Origin of the sequence: Agromyces sp. NPDC058126 (assembly GCF_042884595.1) — a bacterium.
In the GTDB taxonomy this organism is placed as follows: domain Bacteria; phylum Actinomycetota; class Actinomycetes; order Actinomycetales; family Microbacteriaceae; genus Agromyces.
Genome location: NZ_JBHVTS010000004.1, coordinates 378,616 through 403,334, shown reverse-complemented (window position 1 = coordinate 403,334; position 24,719 = coordinate 378,616). Strand labels below are relative to the sequence as shown.

The window sequence follows — 24,719 nt, the reverse complement described above, 5'->3', positions numbered from 1 at the left end:
GAGCCTCAGCGCACCACCCGTCAGGAACGGAGCATCATGCGCAGATCCATCCCCCGATCAGGCCGGGCGGCGATCGCCGCCCTGGCAGCCCTCGCGCTGCTCGCCGGCTGCGCCGCCTCGAGCGGCGCCGACCCCGCCGAGCCCGTCGAACTCGCCGACGGCGAACCCGGCGCGGCCGAGGACACCGACATCACGGTGGCCATCCCCTTCCCCGACATCACGATGTACTCGATGTACGTGCTCGCGACCGACCTCGGCTACTACCAGGAGGAGGGCCTCACGGTCGAGGTCATCACCGCCGACAACGTCACCGCGGCGGTCGCCTCGGGCAGCGCCGACATCGGCGTCGAGTCGACCGGCACCGTCATCGAGGCGATCCGCGGCGGCGTCGAGGTCGACCTCGTCAGCGGCCACTACTGCCGGCAGAACTTCGACTTCGCCGTGCAGCAGGGCATCGAGGATGTCTCCGACCTCGACGGGACCTCGGTCGTGCTCGCCGGCACTCCCGGCGACCCGGCCGAGTTCCAGCGCAAGCGCGTGCTGAAAGAGGAGGGCTGGGACCTCGACACGGTGAACGTCGAAGTGGTCTACCCCGGCCCCGGCTCGGAGTCGTGGACCGAGTTCTTCGTCAACGACAAGATCAGCCTGCAGCCGTTCTACGGCGACGACCGCCCCGCGCTCGAAGAGCACGACGCCGAGTTCCCGGTGGAGGCGCTGCGCAACTGGGCCAACGATGTGATGGTGTCGGGCAGCGCGTACGCCGCCGAGAACCCCAACACGCTCGTGCGGTTCCTGCGTGCGACGCTCAAGGCGACCGACTACATGACGGCGCCCGCGCCCGGCGAGTTCCCCGAGAACGTCGACTCGGTGCTCGACATCTACGAGGCCAACGACTTCGACGTCTCGGCGCTCCGCGGCTCCGACAGCGTCTGGGTGCTCGACGGCCACCTCGCCTGCCAGAACCTGTACTTCGGCACCGAGGCCTGGGACACGACGGTCGAGACGCAGGAGCTCGAACCCATCGAGTTCGACGAGTCGCAGCTCGTGTATCTCGAGAAGGCGCAGGAGCTGCTCGGTCTCGACAACGAGGGGCCCGAGACGCTGCCCTACCCCTGAGGCACGGCGAGCCCTGCTCGCACTCGCCTCGCACCTCGCACCTCGCACCGAGAGCCCCCGCCGCAGCGCATGACGGCGGGGGCTCTCGCGTGCCGTGCGCCGCGATAGGGCGCACACGAATCAGGCCCGCCGCGCCGACGGCCGCCGCGAACTAGGCGGCACGGCGCGCGAGGAGCCCCCGACGGAGCTTGTGCAGGACGGGCATGACCGCGTAGATGACGATCGGAACGGCGATCGTGACGACGACGATCGTGCGCAGCACGAGCGGCAGCACCGCGAGCAGGGGTCCGAGCACGAGGTTGATGACCAGCAGCGTGGGCGTCACGGCGAGCCAGATCATGAGCGCCAGCTCGTGCTGGCTGGGCGGCTTCGGGGCGGATGCGGGAATCGACGTGCTCAAGGGCGCCTCTCGTGGTGGACGGACCGCGTACGAGAGCCAACAGTGCCGAGCTCCGCCGTGCGCGCGCAACGACGCTTGCCGAAACCGCAACGCGCTCATGCTGCCGACCCGAGCACACCTCCGCCGTCGGCAACGCGGAAGCCGACCCCCGTCATCGCGCATGAGACGGGGGCCGGCGGTCTGTGGGTTGGGGTGGGGTGGTCTCGAGACGCTCCTTCGTCGCTACTCGACCGACGGGCGGGGCGCGACCGCGGCGATCGCCTCGATCTCGAAGCGGTAGTCGGGCGAGGCGAACCCCGCGACCTGCACGAGCGTCGAGACCGGGAAGTCGTGCGTGAAGTACCGCGCGCGGATCCCGCGAAGGTCGTCGCGCACGAGCGAGAACGACTCCCCGACGAACACGTTCACCTTCACGACGTCCGCAGGCGTCGCGCCCGAGGCATCCAGCACCTTCGCGAGGTTCTCGAACGCCAGTTCAACCTGCTCGCGCGTGTTGGCCGGCATCGAGCCGTCGGACCGCATGCCGATGATGCCGCTCACGAACACGAGGTCGCCGCCCGAGACGCGGATGGCCTGGCTGAAGTCGGCCGTCGGCGGGTAGACGCCCTCGGGCCGGATCACCTGCTTCACGACGCCCCCGCGATCTTGCGGTCGTCGTACCAGGGCGCGAGCCGCCGCCGCAGCGTCGAGATGAGCAGCAGCGTGAGGTTCGCGATGATCACCATCACGATGACCATGGCGATCGCCTCGGCCATCTCGAACTGGTACGCCGCGTACTCGAGCAGGTGCCCGAGGCCGCCGGTGCCGCCGAGGAACTCGCCCAGCACCTCGCCCGTGAAGGCGAGCGCCGCGCCGCGCTGGATGCCCGAGAGGCTGTACGGCAGCGTCGCCGGGAAGATGACCTTCCACCCGAGCGCGAGGCCGTTCACCCCGTAGACCCGCCCCGCGTTCACGAGCGAGGGGCTCACGGTGACGGCGCCCTCCATCGTGTTGAGGATGATCGGGAACACGGCCAGCAGGAACACCAGCGCGATCTTCGACTCGCTGCCGAGCCCGAGGCCGAGGATGAACAGCGGCGCGAGCGCCACCTTCGGCGTCGAGTACAGCAGCCAGAGGAACGGTGCGACGGTGAACCGCAGCACGGGCGACCAGCCGACGGCGAGGCCGACAACGACGCCCACCACGACGGCGAGCACGAGGCCGATCGCGACGTTGCCGAGGCTGTACGCGAACGCCGACCAGAACTCGGGGTCGACCATCAACTGCGCGAAGGATGCGGCGACCGCGGTGGGCGGCGGAAGGAACGCCTCGGGCACGAGGTGCAGCCAGCTGACCGCGGCCTCCCAGACGAGCAGGATGGCGGCGATGACGCCGATGAGGAGCCAGGTCCACTTCGCCTCGTCGCGGCGCACGACCCGGCGGGGTCGCACAATGCGCATGGTTCCGGTCGCACTGGTGACGCTCATCGCCGGCCCTTCCTCGTCCACGGGGCGACCCATCGTTCGACGAGGGTCACGAGCTGGGCCATACCGACGCTCCACGCGACGATGATCGCGATCGCGGCGAAGGCCTGGTCGGTCTGGTACGTGTTGACCGACTTGATGATGAGGGCGCCCATGCCGATGGCCGAGCCCGAGAGCTCGGCGACGACCATGCCGATCGTCGCGAGCACGACCGCCTGGCGGAGGCCCGCGAAGAGGAACGGCACCGTCGACGGCAGGTACACCGATCGGTAGAGCTGCGTGCGACTCGCGCCGTACACGCGCCCCGCGCGGATGATCGACGGGTTCGTCGTGCGCATGCCCGCCGCCACGTTGAGCAGGATGGGGAACAGCGCGCTGATCGCGACGAGGAAGATGACGGGCCCGATGCCGAAGCCGAACCATGCCTTCGCGAGCGGCTGGTACGCGATCGACGGCGTCGCGTAGATCGTCCACGCGATCGGCCCGACGACGCGGTCGACCGGCAGCGAGGTGCCCATGAGCAGTCCCACCGGGATGGCGATGACCGCGGCGATGACGAAGCCGATCAGCCATGCCTGCAGCGAGATGAGCAGGTTCGGCCAGAGCACCCCGCTCGAGACGAGCTCGACGAAGCCCTGCCAGATCGCCGTGGGCGGCGGCAGGAACACCGGGTTGATCCACCCGAACACCCCGACCACGAGCTGCCAGACGACGAGCATGACGACGACCTCGACGGCGAGCACGCCGGCCTTGCCCGCGGGGCTGAGGCCCGCGAGCCAGGCGCCCACGCCGCCGCTGCGGCCGACGTTCGGCCCGCTCGCGAGGAAGGTGCTCATTTCGAGACCGCCGCAGCCGTCGCCTCGCCCTGCAGCGCCTCCCACAGGTGGTCGCGCAGTTCGAGGAACCGCGGGTCGTGCTGCACGCTCCGCTCGGAGCGCGGCCGCTCGAGCCCGGTCTCGATGACCTCCTTGATCGCGCCCGGGTGGCTCTTGAACACCACGATGCGGTCGCCGAGAAGGATCGCCTCCTCGATCGAGTGGGTGATGAAGAGCACGGTCTTGCCGGTCTTCTGGATGAGCTTGTCGATCTCGTCGCGCATCACCTCTCGAGTGAGGGCGTCGACGGCGCCGAGCGGCTCGTCCATGAGCAGGATGCGCGGCTCCGCGACGAACGCGCGGGCGAGGCCGACGCGCTGCTGCATGCCGCCCGACAGCTCCCGCGGGTACGACGACTCGAAGCCCGCGAGGCCGACCATCTCGATCGCCTCCTGCACCCGGTCGCGCCAACCCTCGCCCTTCAGCCCCTTCTGCATCTCGAGGCCGAACTTCACGTTGTCGAAGACGGTGCGCCACGGCAGCAGCGCGTAGTCCTGGAACACCACGGCGCGATCGGGGCCGGGCCCGGTGACGGGCGAGCCGTCGACGAGCACGGTGCCCGTCGACGGCTTCACGAGGCCCGCGACGACGTTCATGAAGGTCGTCTTGCCGCAGCCCGACGGCCCCAGAACCGTCACGAACTCGCCCTCGTGCACGTCGAGGTCGACGCCCTCGATCGCGATGAGACGTTTGCCGGTGCGGGCCACGTCGTACGTCACCGAGAGGTCTCGCACTGAGATCAACGGTGCAGGTGGGGATGCCTCGGGGCGGCGTGGTTCGGTCGTCGGGGTCGTCATTCGCTCCTCCTCGTTGAGGTGTCGTGTCGATGTCTTCGCCGGTCGAGGAGCGGAGCGTGTCGAGACCCGTGTGATGGTCTCGACACGCTCGCTTCGCTCGTTCCTCGACCGGCAGAGGCAGGGTCAGGCCGCGGCCTGGCCCTGGCGGAACTTCGGCAGCACCTCGGTGCCGAGCAGCTCGATCTGCTCGAAGAACCGGTCGAACTTGAACCGGAAGTCGAACACGAGGTGCTCGACGCCGAGCGCCTCGAACTTCCGGATCTCCTCGACGGCCTGCTCGGGGTCGCCCACGATGAGCTGGCCCTCGAGGTCCTCGACGGTCTGGAAGCTGCCCGACTCGGGCTTCACGGTGAACCGCGCCTTGTTCGCCCAGGCGAGCAGGCCCGGGATGTTCACGTGCTTCAGGGCCTCCTCGCGGGTGTCCTCGATGGAGGTGGGCGGGATCACGGCGACCGTCGGCATGGGGCGGCCCGAGGCATCCGTCATGTCGCGCATCGTGGCGATGCGCTTCTCCATCGTGCGCAGCGAGATGCGTCCGGGCATCCAGCCGTCGGCGTACTCGGCCGCGAGGCGGGCAGAGGCGGGGGTCGCGCCGCAGTACCAGAAGGGGATGCGGCCGCCGACGGGCTTCGGCTCGATCGTGACGTTCTCGAACGAGAAGATGCCGTCGTCGTAGGTGACGTCGTTCTCGGTGAAGACCCGCTTCAGGATCTCGGCGTTCGAGCGCACCATCTCGACGCGGTTGAGGTCGCCCCAGCCGACGGCCTCGAACTCGTGGTCGAAGGTGCCGGCGCCGAAGCCGAGGATGAGGCGCGGCCCGACGAGCTGCGTGATCGTGCCGGCCATGAGCGCCGTCACGAGCGGGTGGCGGAACGGGATGAGCGAGCCCGTGCCGAGCTCGAGCTTCTCGGTGACGGCGCCGATCGCGGTGAGCGTCGTGAGCGCGTCGTAGAAGGTGCGGTTCGGCTTCTCCATCTCGCCGTGCGGCTCGAACACCAGGTGGTCGCGCACCCAGACCGAGTCGAAGCCCTTGTCCTCGGCGAGCTTCGAGCCCTCGAGCAGCTTCTCGCGGCTCGCCTCTTCACCGAAGTGGGGCAGCAGCAGTCCGAACTTCATGTCAGTTTCCTTCCTCTGCGATCGCAGCGATCGCGACGTCGGCCCGAGCGGCCGCGAGCTTCCCGTCGCCGGGCTTGCCGACGACGACGCCGTCGGCGTAGACCTCCCGGCCGCGCACGAGGGTGCGCTCGATCCGGGCGGAGATGGTGCGGCCGTCGTACGGGGTCCAGCCGATCTTCGACAGCACGTCGTCGTTCGTGATGGTCCACTCATGGGCCGGGTCGGCGATCACGATGTCGGCGTCGGCGCCGACCTCGAGCGAGCCCTTGACGCCCGCGAGGCCGAACTTCTCGGCGGGGATGCGGGCGACCATGTCGACCGCGCGCTCGAGCGTCAGCTGGCCGCGGTTGACGGCGTCGAGCATGAGCTCGTAGTAGTACTGGATGCCGGGCGTACCGGTGTGGGCGCTCCACATCTCGGTCCAGCCGATCTCCTTCTCCTCGCGCGTGTGCGGCGCGTGGTCGGAGCTCGCGATGTCGATGGTCCCGTCCCGCATGCCCTCCCAGACGGCGGCGCGGTTGTCGTCGGGCACCCAGTAGCTGAGCGCGTACGGGCCGAGCGTCTCGACGTCGTTCCAGGTGGAGAGGAACGGCGCCCAGTGGTTCACCTCGCACGTCACGTCGACGCCGGCGGCCTTCGCACGGCGCACCGCGTCGATCGAGCGGCGCGTCTGGATGTGCGCGATGTGCACGGGGCATCCGGATGCCTCGGCGAGTCGCAGCACGACGTCGATCGCCGTGTCCCAGATGACGCCCTCGCGAGCCGCGTACGCCGAGGCGTAGCCCTGCGGCGTGTTCTCGCCGCGGGCGAGCACCTCGCCCTCGATGTAGTCCATGAGGGCCTGGTCGTGCGGGTGCACGATGAAGCGCTTGCCGGTGGTGGCGATGCGGTCCATGATCTGCAGCAGGTGGCCGTGGTCGTGGATGCCGGTGCCGGCCGGGTGCGGGTAGGTGCGACCCGTGTCGACGACCATGTAGATCTTGTACGCGCAGATGCCCATCTCGGCCATCGGCACGATGTCGTCGAACTTCGTCGGGGCCGGGTTGTGGTTCCAGTCGACGATCGAGCTCGCGGCGTAGCGGTCGAACACGTCGCGGAGCGTCGTCACGTCGACGGTCGGCGGGTTGAGGTTCGGCATGCCGAACATCGTGGTGACGCCGCCGGCGGCGGCCTGCTGCGAGGTCGTGAGGATGTCGTCCTTGTGCTCGTAGCCGGGCTCGCGGGTGTGCACGTGCACGTCGACCATGCCGGGCAGCACGAGGCGTCCGGATGCGTCGAGCTCGCGTGCCGCCGCGACCTCGACGCCGGGTGCGACGAGGCCGGCGATGCGCCCGTCGTCGCCGACGAGCAGGTCGGCCGCGACCGGGCCGCTCGGGGTGACGACGATGCCGCCCGAGATTCTCAGGTCGATGCTCATCGCACGGCCTCCAGACGCGTTGCTTCCATGGGTGCCTCCAGGCGTTCTGCGGTCTCGCCCTGACCGGGCGAGCGGGTGGTGCGGACCTCGACGTCGCTCGGCCGCACGTAGCGGTCGAGCCAGTCGACGATCAGCGGGGTGGTCTCGGTCCAGTAGCGGTCGTACGCCGCGTAGTGGGTGGTGTGCCGCTGCATGACGAGCTGCTTCGGCCCGCGCGCCACGGCGTAGAGCTGCTCGGCGTGGTCGGTGGGGGTGGTCGCGTCGCCCTCGACCCCGATCACGAGCAGCGGGGTCTCGAGGCGGGCGGCGGCGTCGATCGGCCGGTAGGCGAGGATCTCCTCGGCGCACGAGAGCGGGATGGCGCTCGGGATCTTGTCGTCGACGTCGGCCTTGATGTTCGTCGCGCGGCGCTCGGGGGTCGGCACCATGATCTCCTCGCGGGGGTGCACGAGCCGGCCTGCGCCGGTGGTGACGCGGAGGCGCCGGTCCTCCTCGAGGCCCGCGAGGAACGCGAGCCACTCGTGCTCCTGGCGCATGCGGTGCAGCCAGTCGGTGCCGTCGGCGACGGGCACCTGGCTGACGGCCGCCTTCACGCGCGGGTCTGCGTCCGCGAGCAGCACGGCGTTGCCGCCGCCCGTGCCGCCGGTGCCGAAGACGCCGATCGCGTCGGCGACGACGTCGTCGCGGGTGGTCAGGTAGGTGACGGCGTTCACGAGGTCCTGCAGCTGCCGGTTCGGCGAGAGGATGCCACGGTCGCCGCCCGAGTCGCCGAAGCCGCGGTAGTCGAAGACGAGCACGGCGAAGCCGGCGGCCGTGAGCGCCTCGTGGTAGCGCACGTAGAGCTTGGCGTCCTTCAGTCCCAGCCAGCCGGGGCCCTGCACGATGGCGCGGTACGGGCCGGGGGTGTCGGGAGTGCGCCAGATCGCGGCGATGCGATCGCCCTCGCTGTGGAACTCGACCTCGGTGTGCTTCATTCTGCGGGTCCTCCCGGATCTCGACGCTGCGTTGCGCGCGGGCCCGGTACGGCGGGCGAACCGTCGCCCCGGCCCGTTTCGAATCACTCGGTTCGGGCCCGCGAGGCCATCATCACTCATTTTGGATCCAGAATCCAGTATTGATTCGAAACTCGCTGCGGGGCTATGCTGGCGACGACCACCGGGCTGACTTGCCCGGTCGTGGTGGCCCGGGATTGGGCCGCGAGTCGCCGACTTCGTCGGAGTTGCACCCTGCACCCATTCCCGGAGGAACTCTGCCCATGCGCACCCACGCCACCCGTCCCCTGCTCGCCGTCGCCGCACTCGGCGCCACCGCCGCCGTCGCCCTGCTCGCCGGATGCGCGGGCCCCGCGGGCGCCGACCCCGCCACCGACTCCGCCGCGAACGGCGCCGGCGCCGCGGCATCCTCGTACCCGCTCACGATCGACAACTGCGGCACCGAGGTGACCTTCGACGCCGCCCCCGAGCGCGTCGTCACCGTGAAGTCGTCGACCCTCGAGCTCATGCTCGCGCTCGGCCTGGAGGACAAGGTCGTCGGCACCGCGTTCAGCGACGGACCCGTGCCGCCGGAGGTCGCCGGCGCCGCGGCCGACCTCGAGGTGCTGAGCGACAAGGTGCCGTCGCAGGAGGCGACCCTCGCCGTCGAACCCGACCTCATCTACGCGGGCTGGGAGTCGAACCTCTCGGCCGAGGGCGCCGGCGAGCGCGACTCGCTCGCTGCGCTCGGCGTCGCGAGCTACGTCGCCCCCGCCGCCTGCAAGGGCGAGGGCTACATGCCCGACCCGCTCACCTTCGACGAGGTGTTCCGCGAGTTCGACGAGGCCGGCGCGATCTTCGGCGTGCCCGAGCGGTCGGCCGAGCTCGTCGCATCGCAGCGCGCGGCGCTCGACGCGATCACGCCCTCGGAGGACGGGCTCACCGCGCTCTGGTACTCGTCGGGCGACGACCAGCCCTTCGTCGGCGCCGGCATCGGCGCACCGCAGATGATCATGGAGGCCGCGGGGCTCGACAACGTCGCCGCCGACGTGCACGACACCTGGACGGCGATGTCGTGGGAGGCCGTGGTCGAGGCGAACCCCGACGTGATCGTGCTGGTGGATGCCCCGTGGAACACCGCCGAGGCGAAAATCGCCGCGCTCTCGTCGAACCCCGCGACCGCCGCACTGCCCGCGGTGCAGGGCGAGCGCTACGTGATCGTCGACTTCCCGTCGACCGAGGCGGGCGTGCGCAACGTCGACGCCGTCGCCTCGATCGTCGAGCAGCTGGGCGCGCTGGAGGGCTGATGACCGGTCGAGGAGCGAGCGACACCGGCCCCGCCCCGGCCGGTCGAGTGGCGAGCGACGGCGTGCGTATCGAGACCTCTCCCGAGGGGTCGCTGCGCTCCGCCGTCGCCACTCGATCGCCGGGCGCGGCGCGCACCCTGCTCTGGGGCATCGGCCTCGCCGCGCTGCTCCTCGTCTCGATCGTGGTCGCCGTCACGATCGGCCCGGCCGCCCTCTCCCCCGCCGACGTGCTCGCGAGCGTCGCCGCTCACCTCGGGTTCGGCGAGGCGACGCTCTCGCCGCTCCGCGACGGCATCGTCTGGCAGCTGCGCATGCCACGGGTGCTCACCGCCGCCGCGGTCGGCGCGGGCCTCGCGCTCTGCGGTGCGGTGCTGCAGGCCGTCACCCGCAACCCGCTCGCCGACCCGTACCTGCTCGGCCTCTCGTCGGGCGCCTCGGTCGGGGCCGTCGTCGTGCTCGTGCTCGGATGGTCGCTCGTGCTGCCGCTCGCCGCCTTCACCGGGGCGATCGTCGCGCTGCTCGCCACCCTCGGGCTGGCGCTCGGCGCGGGCCGTGCGGGCGGCGCCGCGGGCGCGACCGGTGCCCGCCTCTCGCCGACGGCGACCGTGCTCGCCGGCATCGCCGTGTCGAGCGTGTTCGGCGCGATCACGAGCCTCGTCATCTTCTGGAGCGCGACGAACGACAGCTACCGGGAGATCCTGAACTGGCTGCTCGGCTCGCTCTCGGGCACCGACTGGGTTTCGGTCGCGATCGTGGGCGGCGCGTTCCTGGTCATCGGGATGCCGCTGCTCGCGAGCGCCCGCACCCTCGACGCCTTTGCGGTCGGCGAATCGGGGGCCGCGGCGCTCGGCGTGAACGTCGCCCGCAGTCGCGTGCTCCTGCTCGGCGGCACCGCGCTGCTCACCGGCGCACTCGTGTCGGTGAGCGGCTCGATCGGATTCGTCGGGCTCGTGCTGCCGCACGCCGTGCGTCTCGTGACGGGGCCCGGCCACCGGGCGCTGCTGCCGCTGTCGGCGCTCGCGGGCGCGATCTTCCTCGTCTGGGCCGACACGGGCGCCCGCACGCTGTTCGACCCGCGCGAGCTCCCCGTCGGCATCCTCACCGCCCTCATCGGCGGCCCGGTGTTCGCCTGGCTGCTGCTGCGCCGAAGGAGCCTCGCATGAGCCTCGATCTCTCGCGGGTGCGGTTCGACCGCGCCGGACGCACGATCATCGACGGAGTCGACGCGACCATGCCGGGCGGCGCCCTCACGGCGCTCGTCGGGCCGAACGGCGCCGGCAAGTCGACGCTGTTGCACCTGATCGCCGCGATCGAGCGGGCCGATGCGGGCGAGCTCGACCTCGACGGCCGCCCGATCGCGCGCATGCGGCGGCGGGATCGCGCCCGCCTCGTCGCCCTCGCCGAGCAGCAGGCCGAGGTCGACCCGCAGCTCAGCGTGCTCGCCGCGGTGCTCATCGGGCGCACCCCGCACCTCGGAGCGTTCGCCGCCGCCGGCGACCACGATCACGCGGTGGCCGAACGCTCGCTCGCCGCGGTCGGCGCACTCGAATTCGCACCGCGGCCCATCGGGTCGCTCTCGGGCGGCGAGCGCCAGCGGGTCACCCTCGCACGTGCCCTCGCGCAGGAGCCCGAGCTACTGCTCGTCGACGAACCCACGAACCACCTCGACCTCGCGGCCCAGCTGACCGCGCTCGAGCTGCTCGCCGGGCTCGCGCGCGAGGGCCTCACCGTCGTCGCCGCCCTGCACGACCTCTCGCACGCGGCGGCGTACGCCGACCACGTGATCGTGCTCGCGGGCGGCCGGGTCGTCGCCGCGGGCGACCCCCGCGAGGTGCTCACGGCGTCGCTCGTCGAGCAGGTCTACGGAGTGCGCGCCGAGGTGATCCCGCACCCGCTGACGGGCCGTCCGCTCATCGCGGTCGCAGCCCCGGCGGCCTCCACGCCCAGGCCGGCCCTCGCCGCCGAATCGGATCGGATCCCCGCCGGCCGACCCTGAGCATGGCCGTCGCGCGTCCATCGCGCCTGCCCCGGTTCCTCCGGGCTGGAATCCGGGTGGACACGCCGGCCGAGGAGGCCGGGAACGGCGAGTCACGACGAACATCAGCCCGGACCGACACGGCTCACGACGACCCAGCCCGGGCGTAGCCTCGAAGCATGAGTCCGATCCAGACCGGGCCGCAGCCGACGATCGAGTGGGTGGCCGAGGAGTTCCTGCACAACGCCCGCCGCGGGCGGCGTCTCGTGGCCGTCGACGGCGGCGACCCCGTGGCATCCGCTCGTGTCGCCGATGAGCTGGCGGCCGCGATCGCCGCGCGCACCGACGGGGCACCGGTGGTGCGTCCCAGCCTGGGGGCGATCGACGAGGCGCGCCTGCGCGCCGAACTCGTCGACCCGGTGCGGGCGGGCGCATTCGCCGGCGCGGAGGACCCCGACGCCGTGCTCGTCGTCGACGGGCAGCACCTGCTCGACGACGCCGTGCGCGGCGTCTGGCACCTCTCGGTGTGGGCCGTCGCGGGCGACGAGCTGCCCCACTCCGGGGCATCCGTGATCGTCGACGTGACCGACCCGGCGGCACCCACGCGCTACTACTACGACTTCTGCGCGATCCCGCCGAGCGTGAACCGGCCCGGCCTGCGCTGACCGCGCCGGCACAAGGGGTTGCCGCTCGCCTGCACCGGGTCTACGTTGAGCCCCAACGTGCGAATGTCACCACTTCGGGGGGTCTTCATGGTCAACGTCGATCGCGGCCGCTTCACCGTCGGCCGCAGCATCATCGCCATCGCCGCAGCCGTCTCGCTCGCGGCGTTCGCCGCTCCGGCGGCGTCGGCCGTCACCGTGACCGGGCGACCCGCGCCGCCGGCTCCGCCCACCTCGACCGGCTTCGGCGGGGCGGTCTCATCGGTGGATGCCTCGGCGAGCGCCGTCGGTCTCGAGGTGCTGCGCGACGGCGGGAACGCGGTCGACGCCGCGGTCGCCACCGCCGCGGCGCTCGGCGTGACCGAGCCGTACAGCGCCGGCATCGGCGGCGGCGGATACCTCGTGTACTTCGACGCCGGCACCGGCGAGGTGTCGACCATCGACGGCCGCGAGACCGCGCCCGCCGCGATGCCGAGCGACGCCTTCATCAACCCGGCGACCGGTGCGCCCTACGCGTTCGCGGACGCGGTGTCGTCGGGCCTGTCGGTCGGCACACCGGGCACCCTCGCGACGTGGGAGGCCGCGCTCGACGAGTTCGGCACCACGTCGCTGCGCGACGCACTGCAGCCGGCGATCCTGCTCGCGACGAAGGGATTCGTCGTCGACCAGACGTTCCGCGACCAGACGCTCGCGAACCAGGCGCGATTCGCTGCCTTCCCCGACACCGCCGAGCTCTTCCTGCCCGACGGCGACGCCCCGAAAGTGGGCACGGTCTTCAAGAACCTCGACCTCGCCCGCACCATGCGGAAGATCGCGCTCGGCGGCACCGACGTGTTCTACGAAGGCGAGCTCGCTGACGAGATCGCCGCGGTCGCGCAAGCGCCGATCGTCGATGCCGATGCGACGCTGCCGGCCTACCCCGGCCACCTCACCGCCGACGATCTCGCCGACTACGAGGTGCTCGACCAGGCGCCGACGCACGTCGAGTACCGAGGCCTCGACGTCTACGGCATGGCCCCGTCGTCATCGGGCGGCACGACCGTCGGCGAGTCGCTCAACATCCTCGAGAACTTCGACCTCGCCGGCGCAGACCCCGTGCAGGCACTGCACCTCTACCTCGAGGCCACCGCGCACGCCTTCGCCGACCGCAACGCCTACGTCGGCGACCCGGCGTTCGTCGACGTGCCGACCGCGACGCTGCTCAGCCAGGAGTTCGCCGACGCGCGCGCCTGCGTGATCGACCCGGACACCGCATCGGTGAAGCCCGTTCCGCCCGCACCGCTCTCCGCGTCCGGTTGCGAGACCGCCGCGCTCGACGAGCCCGCCGACACCGAGAACATCTCGACGACGCACCTCTCGGTCGTCGATCGGTGGGGCAACGCGGTGGCGTACACGCTCACGATCGAGCAGACCGGCGGCTCGGGCATGACGGTGCCGGGGCGCGGGTTCCTGCTCAACAACGAGCTCACCGACTTCAGCTTCGTGCCGAACCCGGCCGATCCGAACATCGTCGAACCCGGCAAGCGCCCGCGCTCGTCGATGTCGCCGACGATCGTGCTCGACGACGGCGCGGTGCGATTCGTGGTCGGCTCCCCCGGCGGCTCGATGATCATCACGACGGTGACGCAGGTCCTCGTGAACCGCATCGACCTGGGAATGACCCTGCCCGAGGCCGTCGCGGCTCCCCGCGCTTCGCAGCGCAACACCGCGGCGGTCGCGGCTGAGCCGGCGTTCCGGGCTGCGTACGAGAGCCCGCTCGCCGCATACGGGCACGCGTTCTCGACGTCGGCCGAGATCGGTGCCGTCGCCGCGATCGAGGTCGGCGCCGACGGGCTGATGACCGCGGTGGCCGAGCCGGTCCGCCGCGGCGGGGGGACCGGGCTGGTGGTCGAGCCGGCGGGGTAGCGCGCCCTACTCCGCGAGCGCACGCCGCCGCGAAGCGCCGCTGGGAGCGCCGCCGCACCTGACCGCCGGTCGGGGATGACCGGCATCCGACTCGACACGCCGATACGAGTCGCCTCGAGACGGCGTGTCGCGCCGGATGTCAGCCCAGAACGACGCGGGTCAGCCGCGCGCCCGCAGCCGCGGCGCCAGGTCGCGCTCGAACAGCTCGAGGAACCGGCGCTGGTCGTGGCCCGGTGCGTGGAACACGAGGTGGTTGAAGCCCCAGTCCATGTACTGCCCGATCTGCTCGACGACCGCGTCGGGGTCGGTGCCGACGATCCAGCGCTTCGCGATCTGCTCGATCGGCAGGGCGTCGGCGGCGCGCTCCATCTCGACGGGGTCGGTGATGTCGTGCTTCTGCTCCTTCGAGAGCGAGAGCGGCGACCAGAACCGGGTGTTGTCGAGCGCGGTGTCGAGGTCCTCCTCGTACGAGAGCTTGATCTCGATCATGCGGTCGTACTCGTCGAAGGTGCGGCCGTCTTCACGGGCGGCGAGCCCCTCCTTGACGGCCGGCATGAGCTGGTCGGCGTAGAGCTCGGCGCCCTTGCCCGAGGTGCAGATGAAGCCGTCGCCGGCACGGCCGGCGTACTTGGCCACCTGCGGGCCGCCGGCTGCGATGTAGACCGGCACCGCGACATGCGGGCGGTCGTAGATCGAGGCGTCGTGGGTCGAGTAGTACTCGCCGTCGAAGCTGACCTGGCCCTCGTCCTTCCAGAGGGCGCGCATGAGCCGCACCGACTCGCGCAGCCGCGCGTAGCGCTCGCGGAACTCGGGCCACTCCTGCTCGCCCGCGCCCTGGAAGCCCGTCGCGATCTCGTTGAGTGCCTCGCCCGAGCCGAAGCCGGCGATGATGCGCTCGGGGTAGAGCACGCCGAGCGAGGCGAACGCCTGCGCGAGCACCGCGGGGTTGTAGCGGAACGTCGGCGTCATCACGCTCGTGCCGATCTTCACGGTCGAGGTCCGCTCGCCGACCGCGGCCATCCAGGCGAGCGAGAACGGCGCGTGCCCGCCCGTGTGGCGCCAGGGCTGGAAGTGGTCGCTCGTGAACACCGACTGCATGCCGTGGCCTTCGGCGGTGACGGCGATCTCGACGAGCTCGCGCGGGTCGAACTGCTCGGCGCTGGCCTTGTATCCGAGGGTGAGGGTCATGCGTGGCTCCTTCTGTGGGGGTCGGTGGAATGAGTCGTGTCGGGCGTCGGGCCTGGCGCGATGTGCGGCAGCGCACCGTCGGCGAGAGCGGCGACGACTTCAGCGGTGTGCGGTCCGACACCGAGCCGCAGCGCGTGCTCGAGCGCTTCGACGGTGTCGACGTCGCGCCGGAGGGTCGCGAACGGGGCGCTACCGGCCAGGTCGGCGAAGCCGGCCTCGCGGTGCCGCGACGCCGACTGCTCACCGAAGGCGGGGCGCATGGTCGCACCTGCGCTCGCGGTCGCGAGGGTCGTGCCGGTGCCGTCGGCATCGGCGATGAAGGCGAGCGGATGCCGCGACGCGGCCTCGAGCGCGAACTCGAGCTCGCTCGTACGGAGCGAGGGCAGGTCGCCGAGCAGCACCGCGACGGGCACGAGATCCCCGGCGCGGGCGGCGCGGATGCCGTCGTCGATCGCGGCGGTGAGCCCGTTGGGAGCGCCACCGCCGACGGCCCCCGCGGCAACGCCGGCCTCCCGCACGAGCTCGACGCCCGCCGGAAGCGGCGACCCGAGATCGACCTCGCCGGTGACGACGATCACGCGCTCGACCCCGCGCGCGGCGCGTGCCGCGGTGATCGTGTCGAGGGCGAACGCGCGGGCGAGTGCGGCCCGCGCCTCAGCGGGCACGGCCGGCCCGAGGCGGGTCTTCGCCGCCGAGAACGCCTTCACCGGCACGACGAGCGTCCAGCCGGCGGGCACCGCGCCGGCCGTCATGCGCGCAGCCCCGGCAGCACCTCACGGCCGAAGACCTCGATCCACTCGGCCTGGTTGCGGCCGACGTTGTGGAGGTAGATGCGGTCGAAGCCGAGGTCGAGGTGCCGCTGGATCTCGGCGCGATGCCGGTCGGGGTCGGCCGAGACGACCATGCGCCCCTCGAAGTCCTCGGGTCGCACGGTGCGCGCGAGCTGCTCGAACTCGAACGGCGAGCGGATGTCGCTGCGCCCGAACCGCATGCCGGCGATGGGCCACTCGGTGAGCGCGTTGCGCATGGCCTCTTCGTCGGTCGCCGCCCACGAGAGGTGCAGCTGCAGGATCTTGGGCATGCGCCGCACGTCGCGGCCGCCGTCGCGAGCCCCGTCGGCGAAGCGGGCGAGCAGTGCGTCGAGGCGCTCGGCGGGCCCGCTCGTCGTGATGAGCCCGTCGGCGACCCGTCCGGCGCGGCGTGCGGTAACGGGGCCGGCGGTGGCGACGTAGACCTCGGGGGCGACGGGCGGCATCGTCCAGAGGCGGGTGGTCTCGAGCTTGAAGCTCGGGCCCGAATGGCGCACATCGCGCCCGGCGATCGAGGCGGCGAAGAGCTTCTTGATGAGTTCGACGGCCTCGAACATGCGGTTGATGCGGTCGGGCGCCTCGGGCCAGTACTGCCCGACGATGTGCTCGTTGACCGCTTCGCCCGAGCCGATGCCGAGCCAGTGGCGCCCGGGGTGCATCGACGCGAGCGTCGCGCTCGCCTGCGCGACGACGGCGGGGTGCGTGCGGAAGGTCGGCGTCGTCACGCCCGGGCCGAAGTCGCCGCGGGTGCGTTCGGCGAGGGCGCCGAGCACGCTCCAGACGTGCGAGGCCTGCCCCATGCGAGGCGTCCACGGCTGGAAGTGGTCGGTCGCCATGACCCCGGTGAAGCCGTGCTGTTCGGCGAGCGCGGCGAGCGCCACCGCCTCGGCGGGCGGGAACTGCTCGAGCATCGCGGCGTAACCGATGTGCACTGACACTCCTCCATCCTCCCTGCTCGGCGGGGCGCCGTCACCTCGACGTGGTCGAGCCTCGGTCGCGCCCGTTCATTATTTCGGATACTGGATCCAGAACGCAAGCGCCGCGCGAAGCCACAGGTCCCACGCCCGGATGCCGCGCGCCTCAGCCGCGCGAGGCCGACACCGTCGGCGCGCCCGCCTCGCCCTCGACGAGCAGCTCGAGCACCGCGTCGCGCACCCGCTCGAGGTGCGAGCGCAGCACGCCGCTCGCGTGCTCGACGTCGCCGCCCTCGACGGCGGCGACGAGCGCCTCGTGCGAGTGGCCGTGCTCGGCCCCGCCCACGAGACGCCAGCCCAGCACGTAGCGTCCGACCTTGAGGCGCAGCTGCTCGATCATCTCCCACAGCACCGGACGGTGGGTCGCGTCGTACAGCTCGGCGTAGAACTCGGTGCGGGCGTCGACGAAGTCGGCCCCCTCCTCCTCGATGTCGGCCGTGCGACCGAGTTCGCGGAGGCGGGCGATGCGCTCGGGGTTCATCTCGGCCATCGAGAGCCGCAGCGCCTCGACCTCGAGGAGCGTGCGGATGTCGTAGACCTCGCGGGCCTGGTCGGCCGAGAGCGACTTCACGACGGCGCCGCGACGCTCGTGGAACTCGACGAGCCCGTCGGCCTCGAGCTGGATGAGCGCCGAACGCACGGGTAGCCTCGAGACGCCGATCGACTCGGCGAGGGTCTCCTGGCGCAGCTTCTGCCCCGGCGGCAGCGTGCCGGTGAGGATGGCGTCCTTCAGGATGTCGTAGACCATCACGCCGACCGACCGGTACCCGGTCTGGTGCTTGCCCGCCAGCTGCTGCAGTGCGTCGGAGTTCAACCCGGATCCGACGGATGCACGGCGCGCGCCCTCGGCGATCTGTTCGCTCATGGCACCCGAATGTACCGGCAAACCCCGCTCAGGGCACGCATTCTGGATCCAAAAATCGGAGCGACTACTCGAAGTCGGGCGTCGCGCGCAGCGGGCCCTCGGCCTGCGCCTCGTCGAATCCGGCGCGGTACCCCTCGTCGTACGCCTCGTCGGCGCCCTGACGGAACAGGTCGCGCTCGCTCGGCCGCTGGATCGACCGCGCACCCGGCAGGTCGAGGTCGCCGACGTAGCGTCCGAGCCCGCGCACGATCGCGAGCGGCACCCCCGACGACTTGCCCTTCACGAGCTCGCCCGCCCCGGCGATCTCGTCGGCCACGCACGGCATCGTCACCGAGAGGGGCTTGCCCGAGGCATCCACCCCGCCGCGCAGGTCGTCGAAGACGTGCACGCCGGCGGCGCCGATCGCGATGTCGGTCTGCCCCTCGCGCCACGGGCGCCCGAGCGTGTCGGAGAGGATGACGCCGACCCGCGCACCGGTCAGGGCGCGCAGCCCCGTCGCGAGGTCGCGCGCCGAGGCGTCGGGGTCGACGGGCAGCAGCAGCACGGTGCCGTCTGGCGTGTTCGAGGCATCCACCCCGGCCGCCGCCCCGACGATGCCCTGCCGGTTCTCGACGATGCGGGTGACCCCGCCCTCGTACTCGCGCGTCGCGATGACGCGCACGGTCTCGTCGGTGATCGCCTGTTCGCGGTCGGCGGCCTGCACGACGCGCCCCTCGGCCTTCGAGACGATCTTCGAGGTCACGACGAGGATGTCGCCGTCGGCGAACTCCGCGGCGCCCGCGATGATCGCGGCGAGATCGTCTCCGGTCGAGATCTCGGGCAGGCCCTCGACGCCTTCGACACTGAATGCTGCGGCCATGATGCTCCCCTGTTGAACACGACGGGCTCCATTCTGACAGCAACGACGGTGCGCGGAGGGTGCGCACCGGGTGCGCGGCCGGTTCGCAAGCCCCCGAGGCGGCGCAGCGCCCGGCGGTACGATCGCGTATGGGCACCGACTCCGCCTCGCAGGCCGCGACCGCCGACGACGAAGACCGCGACGACCGCCGCGACGGCCGCGACGAGACCCGCGTCGAACGGCTCGACCGCAACTGGGGCGACATCCTGCAGGAGCTGCGCGCGGTGCAGACCGGCACGCAGATCATCACCGGGTTCCTGCTCGCCGCGGCGTTCCAGCCCCGCTTCGCCGAGCTCGACGACTACGAACTGACGCTCTACCTCGTGCTCGTCGCCCTCGCGGGCCTCGCGACCGTGCTCGGCTTCGCGCCGGTGATCCTGCACCGGCAGCTGTTCGGGCGGCAGCAGAAGGACCGCCTGGTGCGTGTCGGGAACCGCATGCTGTTCGGGCTGCTCGCCGTCGTCTCCCTGCTCTCCGCGGGAGTGACGAGCCTCATCTTCGACGTCGCCGTCGGCCGCGTCGCCGGCTACATCGCGCTCGGGGCGGCCATCGCGGTCGTCGTCGTCGTGTGGGTCGTCGTGCCCGCGATCGCGCGGCGCCGCCGCTGACGGCATCGATGGCGGATGCCTCGTGGGCGACCACGGGGCATCCGACCTCGCCGTGCTCGGGGTGTCGCCCGGCTGACCTACGCTGGAACCCATGCGCATCGCCACCTGGAACGTCAATTCGATCCGCACCCGCGTCGGCCGCGTCGTCGACTGGATGGTGCGCGAGGACGTCGACGTGCTGGCCATGCAGGAGATCAAGTGCAAGCCCGAGCAGTTCCCGCACGAGGCCTTCGAGGAGGCCGGGTACGAACTGGCGATCCACGGCCTGAACCAGTGGAACGGCGTGGCGATCGCGAGCCGGGCGCCGATCACCGACGTCGAGACCGAGTTCCCCGGCATGCCGGGGTTCCTGAAGGGGCATGACGGCCCCGACCTCCCGAAGGAGGCGCGCGCGATCGGCGCGACCGTCGACGGCGTGCGCGTGTGGAGCCTCTACGTGCCGAACGGCCGCTCCCTCGGCGACCCTCACCTCCACTACAAGCTCGACTTCTACGCCGCACTCACCGACTACGCGCGCGCCGAGACGACCGCCCACCTCGAGCGCCCGTTCGCGCTCATGGGCGACTTCAACGTCGCGCCGCTCGACATCGACAACGGCGACCCGACCGTGGTGGTCGGGCAGACGACCCACGTCTCCCCCGAAGAGCGCGCCGCCTTCTTCGCCCTCGAGAACGCGGGCGTCACCGACGTCGTTCGCGCGCGGGTGCCCGAGGGGCTGTACACCTACTGGGACTACAAGCAGCTGCGGTTCCCCCGCAACGAGGGCCTGCGCATCGACTTCATCCTCGGCTCGGCGACGTTCGCCGAAGCGGTGACCTCGGCGTCGATCCACCGCGACGAGCGCAAGGGCGACGCCCCGAGCGACCACGTACCGGTGCTCGTCGACCTCGCGCTCGGCGACGACGACGACGATCGGCCGATGATCTTCTGATTCCTGGCGACGACGCAACCCCCGGGTCGGTCCCAGCCCGGCGGACTACCCTCGGAGGGGTGACGAGCATCTCCGATCGCGACCGAACCGAGCCCACCACGGGCCGGATCTTCGGCGGCCGCTACCGCCTCGACGCGCTCATCGGGCGCGGCGGCATGGCGAGCGTGTATCGCGGCTTCGACCTGTCGCTCGGACGGCCGGTCGCGGTGAAGGTCTTCAGCGAGGCCGCCGAGGGCATCGACGACGCGGGCCGGCGAGCCTCCGAGATCGCCCTGCTCGCGAGCGTCGAGCATCGGGCGCTCGTACGCCTCTACGACGCGGCGCATGATGAGGGCAGCTCGCGCGAGTACCTCGTGATGGAGCTCGTGGAGGGGCACGACCTTCGTGCCGCGCTGCAACAGGGCCCGCTCGACGCCGCCGACGAGGCCGGCGTCCTCGCCGACCTCGGCGAGGCGCTCCACGTCATCCACTCGCGCGGCATCGTGCACCGCGACGTGAAGCCCGCGAACGTGCTGCTCGAACCCGCGCACCTGCCGAGCCGTCGGTGGAACGCGAAGCTCGCCGACTTCGGCATCGCCCGGCTCATCGACGATGCCCGCATCACCCGCACCGGCCTCCTCGTCGGCACGCCCGGCTACCTGAGCCCCGAGCAGGTGAGCGGCGTCGCCCCCGGAAGCGCTGCCGACGTCTACTCGCTCGGTCTGCTCGTGCTCGAGGCGCGCACCGGGCGACGCGCGTTCCCCGGCCCCGCGGCCGAGGCTGCGAGCGCCAGGCTGGTGCGCGACCCCGAGGTGCCGGGCGAGCTCGGCTCCGACTGGGTCGATCTGCTCACCCGTATGACGGCCCGCGAACCGGCCGCACGGCCTACTGCGCTCGAGGTCGCGGTCGCCGCGACGGCGCTCGCGCCGACGAGCCCGGGCCGTGCGTCGCAACCGGCCGACATCGAGTCGGAGTCGGAGACGTCCTCGCTCGCGCCGACGGTCGTGCTCGGCGCGACGGCACCCGCCGGCGCGCCGCAGACGGCCGAGCGCGGACCCGAGCCCGAGCCCGAGCCGACGGGGCCGACCCGAGTGCTCCCGGCGCAGCCGGGCGCACCGACCGTCCCGAGCGATCTCCACTCCCCCGCCGGCTCTGCCGGCGCGCGCACGGGCGGAGCCGGACGCCCGGCACGCACAAAGCCCTCCCGGCGTCGCCCGGTGCTCATCGTCGTCGTGCTCGCGATCGCGACGGTCGCGATCGTGCTGGCCGTCCACGCCGCGATCACGGCGGCGACCGGCGGCGGCCAGTCCGAGCCCACGCCCCTGCCGCCGATCCCGGCCGAGCTCGATCCGCTCGGCGAGCATCTGCAGCAACTCGACGAGGCGGTGCGAGGATGACCCGGCGCTCCGGACGGCGCCGCCTGCGGGCGGCGGCACTCGCCGCCACCGTCGCGATCGGGCTCGGACTTGCCGGCTGCGCGAGCGAGGCCGATGCCGGCGACGCCCTGCACGCGTCGGTCGTGCGCGTCGCCGAGCGTTCGGCCGACGAGGACTTCGCGGGGGCGCTCGCAGCGCTCCTCCTGCTCGAGCGGGATGTCGACGAGGCGGTCGCCGCCGACGAGGTCCCCGCTGCGCAGGAGGCCGAGATCCGCGAGGCGATCGAGCTCGTACGCGCCGATCTCGAGGCCGCCGAGGAGCGCGCCCGCCAGGCGTCAGAGCCGTCCCCGACACCCACGCCGACCGATGCCGACGACGACGATGACGACAACAGCGGCCCCGGCAACAGCGGGGGCAACCGCAAGGACGACAAGAAGGACAAGGGCAAGGACGAGGACTGACGGGCGTCGGAGCGACCGACGGTCATCGAGCCGGTCCCGGAGTGCGTAGTCTCGTGACGTGCCGCACCTCGACCTGCCCGGAGCCGAGCTCTCCTACGAGACGACCGGCCGCGCCTCGGCGCCGGCCCTGCTGCTGATCCCCGCGGGCATCGCGACCCTCCGCATGTGGGACGAGCACGTCGAGGCGCTCGCCGACGAGCATCTCGTCGTGCGCTACGACCCGCGCGCCTTCGGCGGCACGCGCCACGACGAGGCGGAGCCGTTCTGGAACCACCGCGACGCGATCTCGCTGCTCGACCACCTCGGCATCGCCCAGGCGACCGTCATCGGGGCGAGTCGCGGGGGTGCGATCGCGATCGATGTCGCGCTCCACGCGCCGGATCGCGTCGCCGGGCTCGTCGCCGTCTGCGCGCGCATCGGCGGCCACCCCGAGGTGCCGCTCGACGCGGCCACGCAGGCGCGGTTCGACGAGGTCGAGGCGATCGACCCCGCCGTCGATGCCGCGCGGATGCTGCGCCTCGAGACCGAGCTGTTCGCCACCGGCGTGGGGCGCGGCGCCGACGAGCTCGACCCGGCGTTCCTCGCCCGCGCGCACGAGCTCGCGGTGCCGAACATCGCGCACGCCCTCGACGACGGCGACATGCGGGCGCTCGAGCCCGCCGCGGCCGGGCGGCTCGACACGATCGCGGTGCCGTCGCTCGTGATGGTCGGCGAACACGACCTCGCACCGTTCCTCGCCCAGTTCGAGACCCTCGAAGCGACGCTGCCAGACGCGACCGCGCACCGGCTGCCCGGCACGGCGCACCTGCCGAGCGTCGAGCGGCCCGAGGAGTTCTCGCGGCTCCTGCTCGCGTGGCTCGACGAGCACGGGCTCTGAGGAACGCGCGCCGGGCCCGAGGCATCCCTTCGACGTTCGGGGCGCGCACTCAGGCTCCGGGGCTACGGTCGTCGCATGACCACGGAAATCTGGCTCTCGGCGCTCTGCTTCGCGGGCGTCGTCGGCCCCATCGCCCTCGGCCTGCTGGCGCAGCGTCGCCGGGCTCTGCAGCCCGTGCGAGTTCAGCGCCGCCCGGTGAACCGCTCCATCGAGCGGTAGACGCCGAAGCCGTCGCCGACGACGCGGTCGAACACGCGCGTCGGAAGCAGGGCGCGCAACACCCGCGACAGTCGGACGCTGCCGGGCAGCTCGACGAGCGGTCGCCCCGCGAGCATCGCTTCCCAGACACGGTCGACGACGAACGCGGCCTCGAGCACGGGCGCCAGCGCCGGGCCGCGGGCGCCCGCGAACATGCCCGTGGCGATGTAGCTCGGCGTGACGGTGGTCACCGTGACGTTGCGGTGGCCGGCCTGCTCGAGCTCGAGACGCAGCGAGTCGCTCCAGGCGATGAGCGCCGCCTTGGATGCCGCGTACACGGCCATGCGCGGATTGCCGATCGTGCCCGCCGCCGAGGAGAGGTTCACGATTCGCGCCGGGCGGAACGCGTTCGCGATCATGCCCGGGAGGAACTCGCGCGCGACGTACATCGGGGCGAGCGCGTTGACCTGCATGGTCGGCCGGGTGTCGTCGCCGTTGTCGGTCTGCCAGAAGTAGCCGTTGCCGCGGACGATGCCCGCGTTGTTGACGAGCACGTCGGGGTTGCCGAGTTCGCGCCGTACGCGCTGTGCGGTCTTCGCGATGGCGCCGAGGTCTCCGAGGTCGACGACGAACGACTGCACCCTGGTGCGACCGCGGGAGACGGCGCCGAGCTCGTCGACCGCCCGGGCGAGCGCGGCGGCGTCGACGTCCCAGAGGATCACCGAGGCGGCGCCCTCGGCGACCGCACGATCGGCGAACATGCGCCCCAGGCCGCCGGCCGCTCCTGTGATGAGCACCTTCGCGCCGCGCACCGTTCTCGTCATCGTCCAATCCTCCCCCACCGCGAGGGGCGCGGCCGCCTCACCGGGCGAGGCGGCTCACCGGAGGCCTGTGCCGAGGTTTACCAGGGTTCGTCGGCGGCGGGCAGGAGCGTGCGCACCTGCTCGACCGCCCCCGGGAAGCAGGAGTCGAGCACCTCGGTCGCCGAGACCTCGTCGCCGTAGTCGCCGGTGAGGCGCAGCCCGACCACGGCGTTGATGAGCATGCCGGTCGCGAAGAACTCGCGGGCGGTCTCCGGCGTGAAGCCGGCCTCCTCGCGGAGGAAGCGCCAGATGTCGCTGAACCCGCGGCGGGCCACCCGCCCGATCTCGGGTTCGCCGCCGAGCGACGTGGAGTGGGCGATGACGGGCAGCATGCCCCGCTCCGCGAGGAGGTCGGTGTACGCGGCGCCCATCCGGTCGATCCGAGTCTCGTCGGGACCCGGCATCACGCGTCGGAACTCGTCGATCACCCGGGCGTAGGCCCGCTCGACCACCGCGATGAAGAGCTTCTCCTTGGTGCCGAAGAGGCGCACGACGTACGGCTGGCTGACGCCGGCGGCCCGCGCGACCTCGTCGGTCGTGGTGCCGACGTAGCTCTTCGCACCGAACACGGCCGTCGCCGCGGCGAGGATGAGCTCGCGGCGATCGGCAGCCTTCATGCGAGGTGCGGTCGCGGGTGCGGGAATCTCTTCGGCCGACATGCTTGACATGTTATCAGTCGATTACTACA

27 protein-coding genes are annotated in these 24,719 nt (G+C 71.9%); 12 read left to right on the top strand and 15 right to left on the bottom strand.

The window, feature by feature from the left end; genetic code table 11:
* Positions 1–36: 36 nt before the first annotated feature.
* Positions 37–1,116 carry an ABC transporter substrate-binding protein gene (locus ACFVTR_RS14500; RefSeq protein WP_387038349.1) on the top strand — a complete coding sequence of 360 codons (1,080 nt, stop codon included), beginning with the start codon at positions 37–39 and terminating at the stop codon, positions 1,114–1,116.
* Between the two features lie 151 nt (positions 1,117–1,267).
* On the opposite strand, the gene ACFVTR_RS14495 is transcribed toward ACFVTR_RS14500, so the two are convergent.
* The 8 genes from ACFVTR_RS14495 to ACFVTR_RS14460 form a co-directional block, all read right to left on the bottom strand.
* Positions 1,268–1,516, bottom strand: coding sequence for a hypothetical protein (locus ACFVTR_RS14495; protein WP_387038346.1), 249 nt, complete (start codon positions 1,514–1,516; stop codon positions 1,268–1,270).
* A 222-nt stretch (positions 1,517–1,738) separates the two neighbouring features.
* On the bottom strand, positions 1,739–2,146 hold the full coding sequence (locus ACFVTR_RS14490; RefSeq protein WP_387038344.1) for a RidA family protein: 408 nt from the start codon (positions 2,144–2,146) through the stop codon (positions 1,739–1,741).
* On the bottom strand, positions 2,143–2,982 hold the full coding sequence (locus ACFVTR_RS14485; RefSeq protein WP_157423589.1) for an ABC transporter permease: 840 nt from the start codon (positions 2,980–2,982) through the stop codon (positions 2,143–2,145). Before ACFVTR_RS14485 ends, ACFVTR_RS14490 begins: the two co-directional genes overlap by 4 nt.
* Entirely contained in the window at positions 2,979–3,815 is an 837-nt protein-coding gene (locus tag ACFVTR_RS14480) for an ABC transporter permease (protein WP_387038342.1), read from the bottom strand. Before ACFVTR_RS14480 ends, ACFVTR_RS14485 begins: the two co-directional genes overlap by 4 nt.
* Positions 3,812–4,651, bottom strand: a complete 840-nt coding sequence (locus tag ACFVTR_RS14475; RefSeq protein ID WP_387038340.1) for an ABC transporter ATP-binding protein — start codon at positions 4,649–4,651, stop codon at positions 3,812–3,814. The genes ACFVTR_RS14480 and ACFVTR_RS14475 overlap by 4 nt, the downstream gene beginning before the upstream one ends.
* Positions 4,652–4,774: 123 nt before the next feature.
* Positions 4,775–5,767: an LLM class flavin-dependent oxidoreductase gene (locus tag ACFVTR_RS14470; protein WP_387038338.1), complete on the bottom strand. Its 993-nt coding sequence runs from the start codon at positions 5,765–5,767 to the stop codon at positions 4,775–4,777.
* A 1-nt stretch (position 5,768) separates the two neighbouring features.
* The gene (locus ACFVTR_RS14465) at positions 5,769–7,184 is read right to left on the bottom strand and encodes a dihydroorotase family protein (RefSeq protein ID WP_387038336.1); all 1,416 of its coding nucleotides are present in this window, start codon (positions 7,182–7,184) and stop codon (positions 5,769–5,771) included.
* Positions 7,181–8,158 carry an alpha/beta hydrolase gene (locus tag ACFVTR_RS14460; protein ID WP_387038334.1) on the bottom strand — a complete coding sequence of 326 codons (978 nt, stop codon included), beginning with the start codon at positions 8,156–8,158 and terminating at the stop codon, positions 7,181–7,183. The genes ACFVTR_RS14465 and ACFVTR_RS14460 overlap by 4 nt, the downstream gene beginning before the upstream one ends.
* 281 nt (positions 8,159–8,439) lie before the next feature.
* On the opposite strand from ACFVTR_RS14460, the gene ACFVTR_RS14455 reads away from it, so the two are divergent.
* The 5 genes from ACFVTR_RS14455 (at position 8,440) to ggt (ending at position 14,004) form a co-directional block, all read left to right on the top strand.
* A complete protein-coding gene (locus tag ACFVTR_RS14455; RefSeq protein ID WP_387038332.1) occupies positions 8,440–9,462 on the top strand; it encodes a putative F420-0 ABC transporter substrate-binding protein in 1,023 nt (340 codons plus the stop codon).
* The gene (locus tag ACFVTR_RS14450) at positions 9,462–10,625 is read left to right on the top strand and encodes a putative F420-0 ABC transporter permease subunit (RefSeq protein WP_387038330.1); all 1,164 of its coding nucleotides are present in this window, start codon (positions 9,462–9,464) and stop codon (positions 10,623–10,625) included. The genes ACFVTR_RS14455 and ACFVTR_RS14450 overlap by 1 nt, the downstream gene beginning before the upstream one ends.
* Entirely contained in the window at positions 10,622–11,458 is an 837-nt protein-coding gene (locus tag ACFVTR_RS14445; protein ID WP_387038328.1) for an ABC transporter ATP-binding protein, read from the top strand. The genes ACFVTR_RS14450 and ACFVTR_RS14445 overlap by 4 nt, the downstream gene beginning before the upstream one ends.
* Before the next feature lie 158 nt (positions 11,459–11,616).
* A complete protein-coding gene (locus ACFVTR_RS14440) occupies positions 11,617–12,102 on the top strand; it encodes a hypothetical protein (protein ID WP_387038327.1) in 486 nt (161 codons plus the stop codon).
* A gap of 87 nt (positions 12,103–12,189) precedes the next feature.
* A complete protein-coding gene (ggt, locus tag ACFVTR_RS14435; protein ID WP_387038326.1) occupies positions 12,190–14,004 on the top strand; it encodes a gamma-glutamyltransferase in 1,815 nt (604 codons plus the stop codon).
* Between the two features lie 159 nt (positions 14,005–14,163).
* Here ggt and fgd read toward each other — a convergent pair whose 3' ends face one another.
* The 5 genes from fgd to cofE form a co-directional block, all read right to left on the bottom strand.
* The gene (fgd, locus tag ACFVTR_RS14430; RefSeq protein ID WP_387038324.1) at positions 14,164–15,192 is read right to left on the bottom strand and encodes a glucose-6-phosphate dehydrogenase (coenzyme-F420); all 1,029 of its coding nucleotides are present in this window, start codon (positions 15,190–15,192) and stop codon (positions 14,164–14,166) included.
* Positions 15,189–15,944 (bottom strand): 2-phospho-L-lactate guanylyltransferase, encoded by a 756-nt coding sequence (gene cofC / locus ACFVTR_RS14425; protein WP_387038322.1) that lies wholly within the window; start codon positions 15,942–15,944, stop codon positions 15,189–15,191. Before cofC ends, fgd begins: the two co-directional genes overlap by 4 nt.
* A complete protein-coding gene (locus ACFVTR_RS14420) occupies positions 15,941–16,939 on the bottom strand; it encodes a TIGR03557 family F420-dependent LLM class oxidoreductase (protein ID WP_387038321.1) in 999 nt (332 codons plus the stop codon). The genes cofC and ACFVTR_RS14420 overlap by 4 nt, the downstream gene beginning before the upstream one ends.
* A gap of 142 nt (positions 16,940–17,081) precedes the next feature.
* Positions 17,082–17,840 (bottom strand): GntR family transcriptional regulator, encoded by a 759-nt coding sequence (locus ACFVTR_RS14415; RefSeq protein ID WP_387038319.1) that lies wholly within the window; start codon positions 17,838–17,840, stop codon positions 17,082–17,084.
* Between the two features lie 64 nt (positions 17,841–17,904).
* Entirely contained in the window at positions 17,905–18,699 is a 795-nt protein-coding gene (gene cofE / locus ACFVTR_RS14410) for a coenzyme F420-0:L-glutamate ligase (RefSeq protein WP_387038317.1), read from the bottom strand.
* 128 nt (positions 18,700–18,827) lie between these two features.
* Here cofE and ACFVTR_RS14405 point away from each other — a divergent pair, with 128 nt between their 5' ends.
* The 6 genes from ACFVTR_RS14405 (at position 18,828) to ACFVTR_RS14380 (ending at position 23,189) form a co-directional block, all read left to right on the top strand.
* Positions 18,828–19,346 carry a DUF6328 family protein gene (locus tag ACFVTR_RS14405; protein WP_387038315.1) on the top strand — a complete coding sequence of 173 codons (519 nt, stop codon included), beginning with the start codon at positions 18,828–18,830 and terminating at the stop codon, positions 19,344–19,346.
* A 91-nt stretch (positions 19,347–19,437) separates the two neighbouring features.
* Positions 19,438–20,277 carry an exodeoxyribonuclease III gene (locus ACFVTR_RS14400; protein ID WP_387038313.1) on the top strand — a complete coding sequence of 280 codons (840 nt, stop codon included), beginning with the start codon at positions 19,438–19,440 and terminating at the stop codon, positions 20,275–20,277.
* 59 nt (positions 20,278–20,336) lie between these two features.
* Positions 20,337–21,653 carry a protein kinase gene (locus tag ACFVTR_RS14395; protein ID WP_387038310.1) on the top strand — a complete coding sequence of 439 codons (1,317 nt, stop codon included), beginning with the start codon at positions 20,337–20,339 and terminating at the stop codon, positions 21,651–21,653.
* Complete coding sequence (locus ACFVTR_RS14390; protein ID WP_387038308.1) at positions 21,650–22,093, top strand: hypothetical protein; 444 nt, start codon at positions 21,650–21,652, stop codon at positions 22,091–22,093. Before ACFVTR_RS14395 ends, ACFVTR_RS14390 begins: the two co-directional genes overlap by 4 nt.
* Before the next feature lie 58 nt (positions 22,094–22,151).
* The gene (locus ACFVTR_RS14385) at positions 22,152–22,970 is read left to right on the top strand and encodes an alpha/beta fold hydrolase (RefSeq protein WP_387038306.1); all 819 of its coding nucleotides are present in this window, start codon (positions 22,152–22,154) and stop codon (positions 22,968–22,970) included.
* A 75-nt stretch (positions 22,971–23,045) separates the two neighbouring features.
* Positions 23,046–23,189, top strand: coding sequence for a hypothetical protein (locus ACFVTR_RS14380; protein ID WP_387038304.1), 144 nt, complete (start codon positions 23,046–23,048; stop codon positions 23,187–23,189).
* Here the strand turns inward: ACFVTR_RS14380 and ACFVTR_RS14375 are convergent.
* Positions 23,153–23,992 carry an SDR family NAD(P)-dependent oxidoreductase gene (locus ACFVTR_RS14375; protein WP_387038301.1) on the bottom strand — a complete coding sequence of 280 codons (840 nt, stop codon included), beginning with the start codon at positions 23,990–23,992 and terminating at the stop codon, positions 23,153–23,155. The two genes, ACFVTR_RS14380 and ACFVTR_RS14375, sit on opposite strands and share 37 nt — an antisense overlap.
* A gap of 77 nt (positions 23,993–24,069) precedes the next feature.
* Positions 24,070–24,690 carry a TetR/AcrR family transcriptional regulator gene (locus tag ACFVTR_RS14370; RefSeq protein ID WP_387038300.1) on the bottom strand — a complete coding sequence of 207 codons (621 nt, stop codon included), beginning with the start codon at positions 24,688–24,690 and terminating at the stop codon, positions 24,070–24,072.
* Positions 24,691–24,719: the final 29 nt, after the last annotated feature.

Excerpts from the sequence above, each read along its gene's own strand:
- ACFVTR_RS14405 (WP_387038315.1), top strand. The coding sequence starts at position 18,828 with ATGGGCACCGACTCCGCCTCGCAGGCCGCGACCGCCGACGACGAAGAC.
- ACFVTR_RS14415 (WP_387038319.1), bottom strand. The coding sequence starts at position 17,840 with ATGAGCGAACAGATCGCCGAGGGCGCGCGCCGTGCATCCGTCGGATCC.
- ACFVTR_RS14380 (WP_387038304.1), top strand. The coding sequence starts at position 23,046 with ATGACCACGGAAATCTGGCTCTCGGCGCTCTGCTTCGCGGGCGTCGTC.
- ACFVTR_RS14375 (WP_387038301.1), bottom strand. The coding sequence starts at position 23,992 with ATGACGAGAACGGTGCGCGGCGCGAAGGTGCTCATCACAGGAGCGGCC.
- ACFVTR_RS14400 (WP_387038313.1), top strand. The coding sequence starts at position 19,438 with ATGCGCATCGCCACCTGGAACGTCAATTCGATCCGCACCCGCGTCGGC.
- cofE (WP_387038317.1), bottom strand. The coding sequence starts at position 18,699 with ATGGCCGCAGCATTCAGTGTCGAAGGCGTCGAGGGCCTGCCCGAGATC.
- fgd (WP_387038324.1), bottom strand. The coding sequence starts at position 15,192 with ATGACCCTCACCCTCGGATACAAGGCCAGCGCCGAGCAGTTCGACCCG.
- ACFVTR_RS14370 (WP_387038300.1), bottom strand. The coding sequence starts at position 24,690 with ATGTCGGCCGAAGAGATTCCCGCACCCGCGACCGCACCTCGCATGAAG.
- ACFVTR_RS14480 (WP_387038342.1), bottom strand. The coding sequence starts at position 3,815 with ATGAGCACCTTCCTCGCGAGCGGGCCGAACGTCGGCCGCAGCGGCGGC.
- ACFVTR_RS14485 (WP_157423589.1), bottom strand. The coding sequence starts at position 2,982 with ATGAGCGTCACCAGTGCGACCGGAACCATGCGCATTGTGCGACCCCGC.
- ACFVTR_RS14440 (WP_387038327.1), top strand. The coding sequence starts at position 11,617 with ATGAGTCCGATCCAGACCGGGCCGCAGCCGACGATCGAGTGGGTGGCC.
- ACFVTR_RS14465 (WP_387038336.1), bottom strand. The coding sequence starts at position 7,184 with ATGAGCATCGACCTGAGAATCTCGGGCGGCATCGTCGTCACCCCGAGC.
- cofC (WP_387038322.1), bottom strand. The coding sequence starts at position 15,944 with ATGACGGCCGGCGCGGTGCCCGCCGGCTGGACGCTCGTCGTGCCGGTG.
- ACFVTR_RS14455 (WP_387038332.1), top strand. The coding sequence starts at position 8,440 with ATGCGCACCCACGCCACCCGTCCCCTGCTCGCCGTCGCCGCACTCGGC.
- ggt (WP_387038326.1), top strand. The coding sequence starts at position 12,190 with ATGGTCAACGTCGATCGCGGCCGCTTCACCGTCGGCCGCAGCATCATC.
- ACFVTR_RS14475 (WP_387038340.1), bottom strand. The coding sequence starts at position 4,651 with ATGACGACCCCGACGACCGAACCACGCCGCCCCGAGGCATCCCCACCT.
- ACFVTR_RS14450 (WP_387038330.1), top strand. The coding sequence starts at position 9,462 with ATGACCGGTCGAGGAGCGAGCGACACCGGCCCCGCCCCGGCCGGTCGA.
- ACFVTR_RS14500 (WP_387038349.1), top strand. The coding sequence starts at position 37 with ATGCGCAGATCCATCCCCCGATCAGGCCGGGCGGCGATCGCCGCCCTG.
- ACFVTR_RS14390 (WP_387038308.1), top strand. The coding sequence starts at position 21,650 with ATGACCCGGCGCTCCGGACGGCGCCGCCTGCGGGCGGCGGCACTCGCC.
- ACFVTR_RS14460 (WP_387038334.1), bottom strand. The coding sequence starts at position 8,158 with ATGAAGCACACCGAGGTCGAGTTCCACAGCGAGGGCGATCGCATCGCC.
- ACFVTR_RS14445 (WP_387038328.1), top strand. The coding sequence starts at position 10,622 with ATGAGCCTCGATCTCTCGCGGGTGCGGTTCGACCGCGCCGGACGCACG.
- ACFVTR_RS14470 (WP_387038338.1), bottom strand. The coding sequence starts at position 5,767 with ATGAAGTTCGGACTGCTGCTGCCCCACTTCGGTGAAGAGGCGAGCCGC.